This window comes from Photobacterium sp. 1_MG-2023 (assembly GCF_030547945.1).
Taxonomy (GTDB): domain Bacteria; phylum Pseudomonadota; class Gammaproteobacteria; order Enterobacterales; family Vibrionaceae; genus Photobacterium.
In genome coordinates this window covers 320,737-333,607 of the sequence record NZ_JAUORR010000002.1, presented here as the reverse complement: position 1 = coordinate 333,607, position 12,871 = coordinate 320,737, and the positions used below count along the sequence as shown (strand labels likewise).

General features: G+C 49.6%; 15 protein-coding genes. 8 read left to right on the top strand and 7 right to left on the bottom strand.

Annotation, left to right across the window (positions count from 1 at the left end; genetic code table 11):
- Positions 1 to 7: 7 nt before the first annotated feature.
- The 3 genes from Q4579_RS03395 to Q4579_RS03385 are packed head-to-tail and all read left to right on the top strand — an operon-like array spanning position 8 to position 1,217.
- The gene (locus Q4579_RS03395) at positions 8 to 490 is read left to right on the top strand and encodes a nitrate reductase cytochrome c-type subunit (protein ID WP_303561718.1); all 483 of its coding nucleotides are present in this window, start codon (positions 8 to 10) and stop codon (positions 488 to 490) included.
- A complete protein-coding gene (locus tag Q4579_RS03390) occupies positions 490 to 1,065 on the top strand; it encodes a NapC/NirT family cytochrome c (RefSeq protein WP_211645982.1) in 576 nt (191 codons plus the stop codon). The genes Q4579_RS03395 and Q4579_RS03390 overlap by 1 nt, the downstream gene beginning before the upstream one ends.
- Positions 1,066 to 1,076: 11 nt before the next feature.
- Complete coding sequence (locus Q4579_RS03385; RefSeq protein WP_303561605.1) at positions 1,077 to 1,217, top strand: TIGR02808 family protein; 141 nt, start codon at positions 1,077 to 1,079, stop codon at positions 1,215 to 1,217.
- On the opposite strand, the gene Q4579_RS03380 is transcribed toward Q4579_RS03385, so the two are convergent.
- Entirely contained in the window at positions 1,214 to 1,408 is a 195-nt protein-coding gene (locus Q4579_RS03380) for a hypothetical protein (protein ID WP_303561603.1), read from the bottom strand. The genes Q4579_RS03385 and Q4579_RS03380 overlap by 4 nt on opposite strands.
- Positions 1,409 to 1,483: 75 nt before the next feature.
- Positions 1,484 to 1,825: a DUF2956 domain-containing protein gene (locus Q4579_RS03375; protein WP_303561601.1), complete on the bottom strand. Its 342-nt coding sequence runs from the start codon at positions 1,823 to 1,825 to the stop codon at positions 1,484 to 1,486.
- Between the two features lie 385 nt (positions 1,826 to 2,210).
- On the opposite strand from Q4579_RS03375, the gene Q4579_RS03370 reads away from it, so the two are divergent.
- From Q4579_RS03370 to Q4579_RS03360, 3 genes are all read left to right on the top strand, one after another.
- Positions 2,211 to 2,654, top strand: coding sequence for a DUF2919 domain-containing protein (locus Q4579_RS03370; RefSeq protein WP_303561600.1), 444 nt, complete (start codon positions 2,211 to 2,213; stop codon positions 2,652 to 2,654).
- A gap of 19 nt (positions 2,655 to 2,673) precedes the next feature.
- A complete protein-coding gene (locus Q4579_RS03365; protein WP_211645978.1) occupies positions 2,674 to 3,075 on the top strand; it encodes a hypothetical protein in 402 nt (133 codons plus the stop codon).
- Between the two features lie 225 nt (positions 3,076 to 3,300).
- A complete protein-coding gene (locus tag Q4579_RS03360; protein ID WP_303561598.1) occupies positions 3,301 to 4,215 on the top strand; it encodes a Dyp-type peroxidase in 915 nt (304 codons plus the stop codon).
- A 67-nt stretch (positions 4,216 to 4,282) separates the two neighbouring features.
- Here Q4579_RS03360 and crr read toward each other — a convergent pair whose 3' ends face one another.
- From crr to cysZ, 5 genes are all read right to left on the bottom strand, one after another.
- Positions 4,283 to 4,792, bottom strand: coding sequence for a PTS glucose transporter subunit IIA (gene crr, locus Q4579_RS03355; RefSeq protein ID WP_211645976.1), 510 nt, complete (start codon positions 4,790 to 4,792; stop codon positions 4,283 to 4,285).
- 40 nt (positions 4,793 to 4,832) lie between these two features.
- Positions 4,833 to 6,560: a phosphoenolpyruvate-protein phosphotransferase PtsI gene (gene ptsI, locus Q4579_RS03350; RefSeq protein ID WP_303561596.1), complete on the bottom strand. Its 1,728-nt coding sequence runs from the start codon at positions 6,558 to 6,560 to the stop codon at positions 4,833 to 4,835.
- A 59-nt stretch (positions 6,561 to 6,619) separates the two neighbouring features.
- Complete coding sequence (locus tag Q4579_RS03345; protein WP_211645974.1) at positions 6,620 to 6,877, bottom strand: HPr family phosphocarrier protein; 258 nt, start codon at positions 6,875 to 6,877, stop codon at positions 6,620 to 6,622.
- Positions 6,878 to 7,197: 320 nt separating this feature from the next.
- Entirely contained in the window at positions 7,198 to 8,166 is a 969-nt protein-coding gene (gene cysK / locus Q4579_RS03340; RefSeq protein WP_303561593.1) for a cysteine synthase A, read from the bottom strand.
- A gap of 219 nt (positions 8,167 to 8,385) precedes the next feature.
- Entirely contained in the window at positions 8,386 to 9,156 is a 771-nt protein-coding gene (gene cysZ, locus Q4579_RS03335; RefSeq protein ID WP_303561592.1) for a sulfate transporter CysZ, read from the bottom strand.
- A gap of 263 nt (positions 9,157 to 9,419) precedes the next feature.
- On the opposite strand from cysZ, the gene zipA reads away from it, so the two are divergent.
- Both zipA and ligA read left to right on the top strand, forming a co-directional pair.
- Positions 9,420 to 10,667, top strand: coding sequence for a cell division protein ZipA (gene zipA, locus Q4579_RS03330; RefSeq protein WP_368501954.1), 1,248 nt, complete (start codon positions 9,420 to 9,422; stop codon positions 10,665 to 10,667).
- A 174-nt stretch (positions 10,668 to 10,841) separates the two neighbouring features.
- The gene (gene ligA, locus Q4579_RS03325; RefSeq protein ID WP_303561591.1) at positions 10,842 to 12,854 is read left to right on the top strand and encodes an NAD-dependent DNA ligase LigA; all 2,013 of its coding nucleotides are present in this window, start codon (positions 10,842 to 10,844) and stop codon (positions 12,852 to 12,854) included.
- Positions 12,855 to 12,871: the final 17 nt, after the last annotated feature.

The window sequence follows — 12,871 nt, the reverse complement described above, 5'->3', positions numbered from 1 at the left end:
CATGCGTATGAACAAAATTATCGTTGGATGCCTGGTGGGACTGATGGTGCTTGGCAGCGCGCAAGCCGCCAACGAGACTCTGGTTGGCGGAAATGGCGGGCTGGAGTCATTGCGCGGTAAAACTGAGCTGAGTGAGACTTTTAGCGGAGAGCGCTGGAAACAGTATCCGAAAGATGGCAAGCCGATAGACAGTGACTATGTCTATCAGCCACCGCTGATCCCGCATACGATCCGAAACTATGAACTGTCGCTGAATGCCAATAAGTGTTTGTCCTGCCACAGCTGGAAGTACGCCAATGAAATGGGGGCAACCAAGATCAGTGTGACGCACTATCGCTCACCCCGGCAGGGACAAGTGTTGTCGGATGTGTCGCCCAGCCGCTACTTCTGTCTGCAGTGTCATGTGCCGCAGGCGGATGCTCAGCCACTGGTCGAAAATACTTTCAAACGGGTTGATGCACTGAAAGATCAAGTACAACGGAGCCAGTGATGAAACTATTGAAACGATTCTGGCAACGCTTCAGTTCACCGAGTAAAGCCGCGGTTGGTCTGGTGCTCTTTCTGGGGTTTATGGGCGGGCTGCTGTTCTGGGGCGCGTTTAACACCGGTATGGAGGCAACGAATACAGAAGCTTTCTGTTCAGGGTGCCATGCACCGATCGTGAAAGAAATCCGTTCAACGATTCATTATTCGAATCGTTCCGGGGTCAGGGCGATTTGTTCCGATTGCCACGTACCGCATGAGTGGACGGATAAAATTGTCCGTAAAGTTCAGGCCTCGAAAGAGTTGTTTGCATTCGCTATCGGGACCATAGATACCGAAGAAAAATTTCAGGCACGACGCGGGCATCTGGCGCACCGGGAATGGAGCAGGATGAAGAAGAATGATTCGAAAGAGTGCCGAAACTGTCATCAGTTCGAGTACATGGATTATTCCGAACAGGCGCCCCGAGCGGTCAATCAGCACTCCAGCGCATTGGCTTCCGGTGATAAAACCTGTGTGGATTGCCATAAAGGGATTGCGCACCGGCTACCGGACATGAAAGACGTTGAAGGCTGGCAATAGGAGGAAGCAGCATGAGTACATTGGAATCCATTATCTGGCATGTCCTGGGCTATGCAGCGATGCCAGTGATCATTCTCTCCGGCTTTCTGGGGGTTGCGATTGTCGCAATGTGGTTGCTCTCCTTTGGCAAAGATAAGCCCCAGCAACCCTAGTCTGATTGATGTTGATTGGGCTGCCACCAACTGATCCCCAGTTGAATGCCCCAAACCGCATACAGTGGCAGCCATTCAATCAAAAATGAATTCAGTGTTGCCGGGCCGGACAACATGAGCTCCACCAGGTGAGACACTGCAATGCTGGTGAATCCCAGCAGACAAATCATCCGAAACACACGCCGCTCCATACTGAAACCCTTTGAAAGTCTATGGGTAAGTATAGATGCAAATGCAAATTGTTATCAAGTGCATTTGTTGTGTATTTATTGATTTGTCATTAAGAGCCACCCCAGAAACATCCCCCAGGACAGGATGAGCAGAATCCACGGTAATTTCGCTTGTTTGACAATGATTTCGGGCGATTTTGTTGTGGTATTTTCTGCTTGCTGTGTCATCGTTTTGTCTTTCAGCTGTTTCTTGCGAAGCTTATCCCGCTCTCTGGCTTTGGCTTTCTGCTGTTTTTTATACAGCTCAATGCCTTTCTGAATGCCCTGCGCAATGCGCTTGGTTTGCTCTTTGGTCTGGCCGGGTTTTTGAGTCGCTTTGGCAATTTGCAGCGCTTCCGCTTGTGTTTCTGGCGATGGGGTGTTGTTCGATTGATTCATCTTGGTCTCTTTCGGGTGAAAATATCAGGCGCGTAGCATTTTATCTGGTTTCTATTCGCGGGATGTCAGCTTAAAAATGTAGGAATATTTCTACATTGTCAGCAAATCGCATAGCTCCCACCTTATTCAGTGAAGTCGTGGAAAGCCTACTAAATTGATGATTAATCATCAATTCCCCAGAGGATTAAGACTCGGCTCTGAAAGGATGGACAGCCTTGCTAATCGTTGTTTGTTAAATATACGTAAAAGCGTGATCATGATTGCAGGTTAAGCAAAAGATTCGTGCGTGAAAGCGCAGAACTTACGTCTATAACTTTGCTGATTGATCCATATCATTTAATGTCGAAAAAGATAAATACGATGTTCAATAATCCTGGGCGGCAGCATGTATTCAATTGATGCCTACAACAGTCATGGTCAGTTGAAACCTTCCGCTTTGTTGTGGCTGAGTTTTCTGTTCAGTGCAAGGGGATGGGGCGTATTTATGATGGCAGGTGCAAGCCAGGCGCAGGGAGCGCAATTGCTGCAGCTTTTTTTCCCACATGCAGAGAACTTGTATCTGCTGATGGGCGTTGGCTTTCCAGCGATGTTACTGATGTGGCTGAGTGGCCTGAGACATAAGAAAAATAAAATCATACATGGCGTGTGGGGGAGTGGCAGAGTGATTTTGCTGATGACTTACACGTTGGATATTCTGTTGCAAGTGTACCAACTGACATTATTACGAGGTGCCTTTAGCTGGCCCGGAGCAATCACGCTGTTGATTTCGCTCTGGCTGATGGCCTATCTGGTACGGAGTTCCCGAGTCAGACATACATTTGCCAATTAGCCCACGGAGAAGATGTCAGATGAATGAATTTGGGAGAGGTTTGGTACTGTTCAGTGCCTTATTAAGCCCACTGGCGATGGCCGACTGGTTGTTGAATGTGAACCTGGAACTGTCGAGTGCGGGTTATCACCAGTCCGTGACCACCTCATTGCAACTATTGCCCGGTGAAGAAACCGTGATTTTTGGCAGCGCGACTGGCGATCAGGGGCGGAAGTTTTTCGGAAGTGCCGAATTGCTGGAAGTGTCTGCTGAAGAAGTCAAAATCGCTTTTAAGATTCAGGAGCAGCTGGACGACGGCGCTTGGCGGGTTTTGGCAGCTCCGGTGATCTCGACGGGATTGGATACACCAGCCTCGTTTGAAACCTGTGAAGACGATGCATTGAATTCTGTAAAGTTGCAAGTCGCGGTCATGTCAGCCTGATTGACAGGCGATGACATTGAATGAAATGCAATCAAGGCGCCTGAAAGGGCGCCTTTTTTCTGATAGGCCGGAATCTCTGTGGCTACGTTTGTCCAATTTGCAAAGTATGTGGCTTGGCTGTCTGTGATCAATATGCTTAACTCACAATCAGATACCATGATTGGATCGCCTGAGACTGCAATCGGTTTGCGATTGTGATGTCGGAGAGATCCAGTCCATAAATAGATGAGCAATGGGAGAGTGAATGTGACGCCACAAAGTGCCATTTTACCTGAATCCGGACCGTTTTCTTTAGTCAGCGTGTTTAACCTGGTCGGAAACCAGGACAAGGTGATCCGTCAATGCCAAGGGTTGCTGGATGTGGTGAATCAGCTGAACCAGCAACATGTGAGTGCTGATATTCACCTGAGCGTTGGCTTTGGTAAAAGCTTCTGGCAACGGCTGGAGCAGGGTGTACCGGAAGACTTTGAAGAGTTTGTGCCGTTGGGCAGTGGCGATGTGACGGCACCAGCCACCGGCGGCGATCTGCTTTTGCATCTTCATTCCAATCGTCACGATCTGAATTTTCATTTACTTAGCACTTTCATGCAGTCTGTTGCAACTGAAGTTGAACTGCTGGATGAAACGCATGGTTTCCGATACCTCGATGCTAGAGATCTGACCGGATTCATCGACGGTACAGAAAACCCGAAAAAACAGGAAGCTCGCCGGGATGTTACTGTAATCCCACAAGGTCCCTTTGCCGGAGGCAGCTTTGTAATGCTGCAGCGTTTTGTCCACAATCTGCCAGCCTGGCATGCGGTTCATGTTGCCCAGCAGGAAAAAATCATCGGTCGGACCAAGCCCGATTCGGTTGAACTGGAAGATGTTGCAGAAAACTCTCACGTCGGACGCGTTGACCTGAAAGAAAATGGCAAAGGCCTGAAAATTGTGCGCCATAGCTTGCCCTACGGCACAATGAGTGGCGACCATGGTCTGTTGTTCATTGCTTATTGCGCGCAACAGCGAAACTTCAGGGAAATGCTAGACAGCATGTATGGCGAGAAAGATGGTCAAACGGATAAGCTGCTGGATTTTACTAAAGCAGTGACGGGCGCTTATTTCTTTGTGCCATCCGCAGAAATGCTGATACAACTGTAATCCGTTGTACTGATGCATACAAAAATGCCACCCCATTGGGTGGCATTTTTATCATTCTCAAGGCGTCTTACTTCTTGATACGCAGTACCGGTGTTTCACCGACAGTCACGGCACCAGACAGTTTGCTCAGTTCTTTGATTTCATCCATGTTAGAAATCACAACTGGTGTCAGGGTAGACTTCGCTTTCTCTTCCAGCACAGCCAGATCAAATTCGATGATGGTGTCACCCACTTTTACGGATTGGCCTTCTTCAGCAACACGGGTGAAGCCTTCACCTTTCAGTTCAACGGTATCAATACCGAAGTGAACAAAAAGCTCTACACCGTCATCAGACTCAATAGAGAACGCGTGGTTGGTTTCAAAGATTTTACCGATCGTACCATTTACGGGTGCAACCATTTTGTTGCCAGCAGGTTTGATCGCAATGCCATCACCCACGATTTTCTCAGCAAAGACAACATCAGGCACATCTTCGATATTGACGATTTCACCTGAAAGCGGGGCGATGATCTCAATTGCACCAGCTTCATTGGTGTCGTCAGAAACCAGTTTCTTTAATTTGTCAAACAGACCCATAGCGTTGCTCCTAAGCGTTGTTATTCTATCTGCTGCAATCTTAGCAGATGGTTTTTTCTGCGATAAATGTCTCTACATGTGCTTCGATTTCTGCGGCTGTTGGCAGCGCAAGGGCTTGTTCTGCCATCAACTTCACATCAGCAAAGTTGCTGTTTCGAATCACTTTCTTGATGCGCGGAATTGAAATCGCACTCATGCTGAACTCATCAAGCCCCATGCCAAGCAGCAGCAGGGTTGCACGTTCATCACCCGCCAATTCACCGCACATGCCAGTCCATTTCCCTTCCGCGTGGGAAGCGTCAATCACTTGCTTTATGACAGTGAGTACTGCAGGCGACATTGGATTATACAGATGAGAAATCAGCTCGTTACCACGGTCAACAGCCAGAGTATACTGGGTTAAGTCGTTTGTACCAATGCTAAAGAATTCAACTTCTTTTGCCAGGTGGTGAGCAATTGCCGCCGCCGCTGGTGTTTCCACCATCACGCCAACTTCAATGGTTTCGTCGAACGTCAGGCCTTCTTCACGCAGCTCGGCTTTATATGTTTCCAGTTCGTTCTTCAGTTCACGAATCTCTTCAACAGAGATAATCATCGGGAACATGATGCGCAGTTTACCATGCGCAGATGCGCGCAGAATGGCACGAAGCTGGGCACGCAGGATTTCACGACGATCCAGGCTGATACGTACAGCACGCCAGCCCAGAAACGGGTTCATTTCTTTCGGCAGATCCATATAAGGCAGATCTTTGTCGCCGCCAATATCCATGGTACGGATGATCACCGCCTGACCTTGCATGGCCTGAGCCACATCTTTGTAAGCTTGATACTGCTCGTCTTCAGTCGGCAGGGCATCCCGGTCCATGAACAGGAATTCAGTTCGGTACAGACCCACACCTTCACCGCCGTTGCGGTTGACCCCATCACAGTCTTTGACGGTACCAATGTTACCGCACACTTCGACCTGATGACCGTCCAGTGTGATGGCTGGCAGATCTTTCAGCTTCGCCAGCTCGTCTTTTTCTGCCTGATATTCATCACGAATGGTTTTGAATTTCGCCATTTCATCAGCAGTCGGGTTGATTACGATTTGGTTATTAATCGCATCCAGAACCAGCATGTCACCATTGTTTACTTGCTTGGTGATGTCGTTGGTTCCCACAATCGCTGGCAGCTCCAGAGAACGGGCCATGATTGAGGTGTGAGAGGTACGGCCACCAATATCGGTGACAAAACCCAGTACGTAGTTCAGATTGATCTGAGCCGTTTCTGACGGGGTCAGATCGTTCGCCACCAGAATCACTTCTTCGTTAATGGCGCTCAGGTTGACGATGTTAATACCCAGCGCATTTTTCACAACACGGTTGCCGATATCACGGATGTCGGTTGCACGCTCTTTCAGGTATTCATCGTCCAGAGATTCCAGTGTGGTTGCCTGCTCTTCAATAATTGCGTGAATGGCATAAGCCGCGCGCACTTTATTGTCTTTAATGAAGGCTATGATTTCCTCTTCCAGCTCTTCATCTTCCAGCAACATGATGTGGCCTTCAAAGATGGCTTCCTTTTCTTCACCAAAGGTTGCACGCGCTTTTTCTTTGATCACTTCAAGCTGCTCAGAAGATTTCTGACGCGCATTGAAAAAGCACTCGATTTCTTTGTCGAGTTGATCCACAGAAATCGGTGACTTATCAAGAGTAATCTCTTCTTCCTGCAGCAGTAGCGCTTTACCAAAAGCGATACCAGGAGATGCCAGGATACCTGAAATCATAGCCTTACCTTAAATTTAACAAACAACTAGTAGGGAATTTTTGTACTGCGGCTAGTGAATTAGTGCAGTTGGTCCATCAGGGCAACCAGATGGTCGACAGCTTCCTGTGCCTGCGCACCTTCTGCTGAAATTGTGACCACAGTGCCTTTCACCAGGCCTAGTGTTTGCAGTTTAAACAGGCTTTTTGCACTTGCGCTTTTGCCGTTAGACGTCACAGTGATGTCAGCTTCAAAACCTTTCGCTTCTTTCACGAATTGCGCAGCAGGACGAGTGTGTAGGCCGTTTTCTGCAGTGATCTCAACTTGCTTCTGATACATTTTTCACCCCGATTCTTGATATCGTCTTATGTAATAATCACGTAACTGAAGGTAAGCTTAATCCCAATAGCCAGAGCTTGCTAACTTAGGTGATTAATTTCACATTCACTTACATTGGTTTAGTGTATGTTCTGGGACCCATTTTAAGGGGTTCATTTCCCAGCAAACATCGACCAGGTCAATTTTTGCCCTTTTATTTCGATGCAGAAAATAAAAGCGTGGTCGGATTTATATTAAAGGTAAGGTCAAAAAGCAATAAAAAAGCCCCCGAAGGGGGGCTTGACATTAACAATTGCTTATCAAAAATAGCAATTTTGTGATCACTGTTGGGTTTCTTTTTCGGTGAAGATACCCGCAAATAGAGCAGATGATAAATAACGCTCACCTGAGCTTGGTAGCACGACAACAATGTTCTTACCTGCAAATTCCGGACGCTCTGCAATCCGGTTTGCAGCCACTACTGCGGCTCCGGAAGAGATGCCAGCCAGAATGCCTTCTTCTTCCATCAGACGCTGTGCCATGGCGATGGCATCTTCAGAACTCACGCGCTCAACTTCATCAATCAGTGCCAGATCCAGGTTGCCTGGAATGAAACCAGCACCAATGCCCTGAATTTTGTGTGGCGCAGGTTTGATTTCTTCACCATTCAGCGCCTGAGTGATCACTGGTGACTCAGTCGGTTCAACAGCGACGGTGGTGATGGCTTTGCCTTTCTGTTGCTTGATAAAGCGGCTGACACCTGTCAGCGTACCACCGGTCCCCACGCCTGAGACGAAGACATCGATTTCACCTTCGGTTGCATCCCAGATTTCCGGACCTGTGGTTTTTTCGTGAATCTGCGGGTTGGCCGGGTTATCGAATTGCTGCAGCAGCAGGTATTTGTCCGGGTCAGAGGCAACAATTTCTTCTGCCTTTTCAATGGCCCCTTTCATGCCTTTCGGAGCTTCTGTCAGGACCAGGTTCGCGCCAAGCGCTTTCAGCAGTTTACGGCGCTCCAGACTCATGCTTTCCGGCATGGTCAGCGTCAGCTTGTAACCGCGTGCAGCAGCAACGAAAGCCAGAGCAATCCCTGTATTCCCGCTGGTCGGTTCAACCAGTTCTACGCCTTGTTTCAGGACACCGCGTTTCTCGGCATCCCAAATCATGTTGGCACCGATACGGCACTTCACGCTGAAGCTTGGGTTACGTGATTCGACTTTTGCCAGCACGTTGCCTTTGCTGACGCGGTTCAGGCGCACCAGCGGGGTATTACCAATGGTCAGAGAATTATCTTCGTAAATCTTACTCATGCTTGTCGTTCCTTGGTGACACATTATCAACAGATGATAGACCAAGCATAATCGCTGACTGCACATTGAAAAGTAATTTATTGTTATATCTTAGAGTTATAAGAAAAGGTGTGACGTCACCCACTTTATGCGTGAATACAGGGAGGATCGTTCGGTATTCGGGTTGTGAAATGGGTATGAGAGAGGGGCGTGCCCCATCTCTCAGGGTATTCAGGCTGTTTATTGTGCTCGGAGTTTCAGCATGGGTTGACGATAGTGGTCAACCCACATGGCGGTCGCGCCACAAACCGCGACCGGCATAACAAACAGATTCAGAATCGGGGTCATGGTACAGAGCATAACCAGGCTACCGAAGCTCAGTGATTTACCCCGGCGTTCTTTTAGTGCATCACGCATCGTGATGAAAGGAATCTTATGGTTATCAAACGGGTAGTCCACATACTGAATCGTCATCATCCAGGCACTGAATAGAAACCACAAGACTGGTCCCAGTGTTTGTCCGACAACAGGGATCCATAGAAGAATCAGCAATCCGATTGCTTTGGGAAGGTAGTATTTCAGTTTGATCCACTCCCGGTGCATGATGCGGGGTAAATCTTTCAGAATGTCCTTCAAACCACTGTCCGGTGCATTTTCTCCGGTCAGCTTTGCTTCCAGATGTTCGGCTAGCAGGCCATTAAAGGGCGCCGCAATCCAGTTGGCAATGGTGCTGAAAAAGTAAGACAGGACAACCAGAAGTGCAATGGCAAGCAGTGGCCACAGCAGGTACGATAGCCAATCGAGCCAGCCGGGTAAACCTTCCATCCAGCCTGTGATCCAGTCGTCAAGCTGTGTCAGGATGTAGCCGAATGCGGCGCCGAACAGCAAAATGTTCACAAGTAAGGGAATCATCACAAACCGGCGGGTGCCGGGTTGCATCGCCAGTGACAGACCGCGAAAAAAGTAGCCCGCACCGCCAATCGGTGTTGTGTTGTAAGCATGGTTTGGCATTGCCAGTCTCCTACTGATGCACCCATCATCTGTGCTTGAGCAGATGGCGGGTTAAAGTGCAGGCATATTAACGGCATTTCAAGGGAAGGATCAATTCGGTGGCATAGACAGACTTGGGCGATGATGCCAGTTAATTGATGGAATTTTGTGCTCGGATGCACTATATGACATCAATCACAACATTGAACTTCTCTTTCGGATTTGAGTTTTGATACATTAAGGTCAATACCTTCATGAGATAGGTTCAAAGCCTTGCGGCTTTGATGACAACAAATTTTTCTCAGGTGTGGCTCGCTCAGTTCGGTCTTCTATCATCGCCTGTGTGGCAGGTTGGTAAAGACTCACTGGTTCTGGCCGTTTTGGTTCAGGTAAACAAGATATTCAGAGTACTCATAATGCAGGAATTGCGTCTGGTTCTAATTATTGTCGGAGTGTTGGCTATCTCCGCACTTCTTTTGCACGGATTATGGTCGAGCCGGAAGGACAAGCCCGCGAAGTTTGGTGAAAAGCCAATCGGCCGACTGGATGAGGGCAAACTGAAAGATACGGAAGGCTTTGATCAGGATGGTATAGGTTCTGTTCGGGTGATTGCTGGAGGTTCCCCGCCAGAGCAGGCACCAGCAAAGCGGACAGAACGAAAAGAGCCCGAACTGCATTTCGGTGATGCGCTGGATGTGGATCCGCTGCTGGATACGCCTGTGACGCCTGCAACAGCTCAGCGGCAAGAGACTCAGACTGAGCCTGAACAAACCTCAGATGTCATTGCCCCGCCCCAAAGTGTGCCGCACCTTCCGTCGATGACAGATGAAGCTCCTGTTCAGGAACCTGTTCAGGAACCTGTTCAGGAACCTGTTCAGGATTCTGCTTTGGAAAGAATGTCCGAAACGCACGCTGAAATGACCGCTGAATCTGCCCCGGTCGATGAACCAGAACAGCCGACAACACAACCGACCGTAACAACAGCGTTCATGGCTGAATCGCCGCTATCGAGTGATGCTGCAACTTCCGAGTCGGCTGAAGTGACTGATGCTCCGGTTCAGGCGCAGCAGGCTGAACTGCACAACCAGCCAGAAACACCGGTTGAAGAGGCACCTGTTGCTCCGGAGCCTGATTTCCTGGTGCTGAATGTGCATGCCCGTCGTGGTGAACTGCTCTCCGGTGTGAAGCTGTTTCAGTGTCTGGAGCGGCACCACCTGATTTACGGTGACAATTCGGTGTATCACCGTCATGCAGATTTAACCGGCACCGAGCCAGTTCTGTTCACCGTAGCGAATATGGTCAGCCCGGGATATTTTCCGCAAGATCAACTCGATGAATTTGAAACGCCGGGCATTGCTTTTTATCTGATGCTACCTTGTCATGGCCCTGCGGATGATAATTTTAATCTGATGCTGCAAACCGTTCAGCGTGTGGCAGATGAGCTCGGTGCGGATATTCTGGATCATGAGCGAAATCTGATCACGCCGCAGCGACTGAAAGCCTATCGCGAGAAAGCCAAGCTTTATCTTTAAGCCCTGATCATTCAGTCATCGATTGTATCATTAGGGCCCCTTTTGGGGCCCTAGTTATTGAACCCCAGATCATCGGCATCCGGCAGATTCAGACACAGCACAGACCGGGTGAATTGTTCAGGTCTTTTCACGGCATGGACAATACTGGATTAAGAATTGAGTTAGGAAAGAAAAATGACAGACATCCAAGAACAGTTGACCGCCTTACGTGAGCAGCTCGTACATCACGGTTATCTTTATTATGTGGAAGATAATCCTGAAGTCCCGGATGCTGAATATGACCGCTTAATGCAGGCTTTACTGAAGTTGGAAGCCGAACACCCGGAACTGGTGACCTCTGACTCACCGAGTCAGCGCGTTGGGGGGCAACCACTTGCCGCGTTTACTCAGGTCAGCCATGAAATACCGATGCTGTCACTTGATAATGCATTTTCGGATGAAGACCTGACGAATTTCCACCGTCGTCTGACTGAGCGCTTAGCCGCATCGGCCAAAGTCGCTTATTGCTGTGAACCGAAGCTGGACGGGCTGGCCGTCAGCCTGATGTACGAAAATGGGGTATTGGTTCAGGCTGCAACCCGCGGGGACGGCACCACAGGCGAGAACATTACGGCTAATGTCCGGACCATTCGTGCGATTCCACTGAAACTCCGGGGTGACGACTGGCCATCCCGGCTTGAAGTGCGTGGCGAAGTTTTTATGCCAAAAAGCGGATTTGAAGAACTCAATGAACGTGCTGCAAAGAAAGGGGAGAAAATTTTTGCCAATCCTCGTAATGCGGCAGCAGGCAGTCTGCGACAGCTGGATCCGCGCATTACAGCCACCCGCCCGCTGAGTTTCTATGCGTATTCTGTGGGTGTGGTTGAAGGTGCTGAACTGGCAGGCAGCCAGTATGAGCGGCTGTGCCAGCTAAAACACTGGGGACTGCCTATGTGCCCGGAAACCCGGCGACTGGAGAATCTGGCGGAGGTGATTGGTTTCCATCAGGCCATTGGCGAGAAGCGCCAGCAACTGAGTTACGAAATTGATGGGGTTGTAATCAAGGCGGATGACATTGCCCAGCAACAGCAGCTTGGATTCGTGGCCCGTGCGCCCAGATGGGCCATTGCCTATAAATTCCCGGCACAGGAAGAGCTGACTGTCCTGAATCATGTGGAATTTCAGGTGGGGCGAACCGGTGCGATTACACCCGTAGCCAAACTGGCTCCGGTGATGGTCGGTGGCGTCACGGTCAGTAACGCAACGCTGCACAATGCCGATGAGATTGCCCGGTTGGGGGTGATGATCGGAGATACCGTCGTTATTCGAAGGGCTGGTGATGTCATCCCGCAGGTTGTTTCTGTGGTGACTTCCCGTCGTCCTGAAGATGCGACCCCCATCGAATTCCCGTCGGCATGCCCGGTGTGTCAGTCGGCGATTGAGCGGGTAGAAGGCGAAGCCGTTGCCCGTTGTTCTGGTGGCCTGATCTGTCAGGCGCAGCGAAAAGAAGCATTGAAGCACTTTGTCTCGCGTAAAGCACTGGACGTCGATGGTTGCGGCACCAAAGTGATTGAGCAGTTGGTGGATAAAGAAATGGTCGCGACGCCGGCCGATCTGTTTAAGCTTTCCCCCGGCATTCTGACGGGTCTGGAACGCATGGGACCGAAGTCAGCTCAGAAACTGGTGGATGCCTTCCAGGCGGCGAAAACGACAACGTTGCCACGCTTTTTGTATTCATTGGGTATCCGGGAGGTCGGGGAAGCGACTGCGGCGAATCTGGCGAATCATTTCCTGACGCTTGAGGCTGTGATGGCTGCAACAGAAGCACAGTTGATTGAAGTGCCGGATGTTGGCGGTATTGTTGCCGCTCATGTGCATAATTTCTTTAGCGAAGCGCATAACCGGGATGTGATCCGAGCGTTACTTGAGCAGGATATTCACTGGCCTGCGATTGAAAAGGTATCAGCGGATGTCGAACTCCCGCTTGCCGGTAAAGTGGTTGTACTTACGGGAACCCTGTCCCAACTGAGCCGGACCGATGCGAAAGCAGCACTGCAGGCGCTGGGTGCGAAAGTCACAGGCAGTGTGTCCAAGAAGACGGATTTGCTGGTGGCTGGTGAAGCAGCCGGGTCTAAATTAGCGAAAGCGCAAGAACTTGGCATCGAAATCTGGGATGAAAACCAACTGATTGCCCAGATGAACGAGTGACACTTTTTTCAACCCAC

Excerpts from the sequence above, each read along its gene's own strand:
- Q4579_RS03395 (WP_303561718.1), top strand. The coding sequence starts at position 8 with ATGAACAAAATTATCGTTGGATGCCTGGTGGGACTGATGGTGCTTGGC.
- Q4579_RS03390 (WP_211645982.1), top strand. The coding sequence starts at position 490 with ATGAAACTATTGAAACGATTCTGGCAACGCTTCAGTTCACCGAGTAAA.
- Q4579_RS03385 (WP_303561605.1), top strand. The coding sequence starts at position 1,077 with ATGAGTACATTGGAATCCATTATCTGGCATGTCCTGGGCTATGCAGCG.
- Q4579_RS03380 (WP_303561603.1), bottom strand. The coding sequence starts at position 1,408 with ATGGAGCGGCGTGTGTTTCGGATGATTTGTCTGCTGGGATTCACCAGC.
- Q4579_RS03375 (WP_303561601.1), bottom strand. The coding sequence starts at position 1,825 with ATGAATCAATCGAACAACACCCCATCGCCAGAAACACAAGCGGAAGCG.
- Q4579_RS03370 (WP_303561600.1), top strand. The coding sequence starts at position 2,211 with ATGTATTCAATTGATGCCTACAACAGTCATGGTCAGTTGAAACCTTCC.
- Q4579_RS03365 (WP_211645978.1), top strand. The coding sequence starts at position 2,674 with ATGAATGAATTTGGGAGAGGTTTGGTACTGTTCAGTGCCTTATTAAGC.
- Q4579_RS03360 (WP_303561598.1), top strand. The coding sequence starts at position 3,301 with ATGAGCAATGGGAGAGTGAATGTGACGCCACAAAGTGCCATTTTACCT.
- crr (WP_211645976.1), bottom strand. The coding sequence starts at position 4,792 with ATGGGTCTGTTTGACAAATTAAAGAAACTGGTTTCTGACGACACCAAT.
- ptsI (WP_303561596.1), bottom strand. The coding sequence starts at position 6,560 with ATGATTTCAGGTATCCTGGCATCTCCTGGTATCGCTTTTGGTAAAGCG.
- Q4579_RS03345 (WP_211645974.1), bottom strand. The coding sequence starts at position 6,877 with ATGTATCAGAAGCAAGTTGAGATCACTGCAGAAAACGGCCTACACACT.
- cysK (WP_303561593.1), bottom strand. The coding sequence starts at position 8,166 with ATGAGTAAGATTTACGAAGATAATTCTCTGACCATTGGTAATACCCCG.
- cysZ (WP_303561592.1), bottom strand. The coding sequence starts at position 9,156 with ATGCCAAACCATGCTTACAACACAACACCGATTGGCGGTGCGGGCTAC.
- zipA (WP_368501954.1), top strand. The coding sequence starts at position 9,420 with ATGACAACAAATTTTTCTCAGGTGTGGCTCGCTCAGTTCGGTCTTCTA.
- ligA (WP_303561591.1), top strand. The coding sequence starts at position 10,842 with ATGACAGACATCCAAGAACAGTTGACCGCCTTACGTGAGCAGCTCGTA.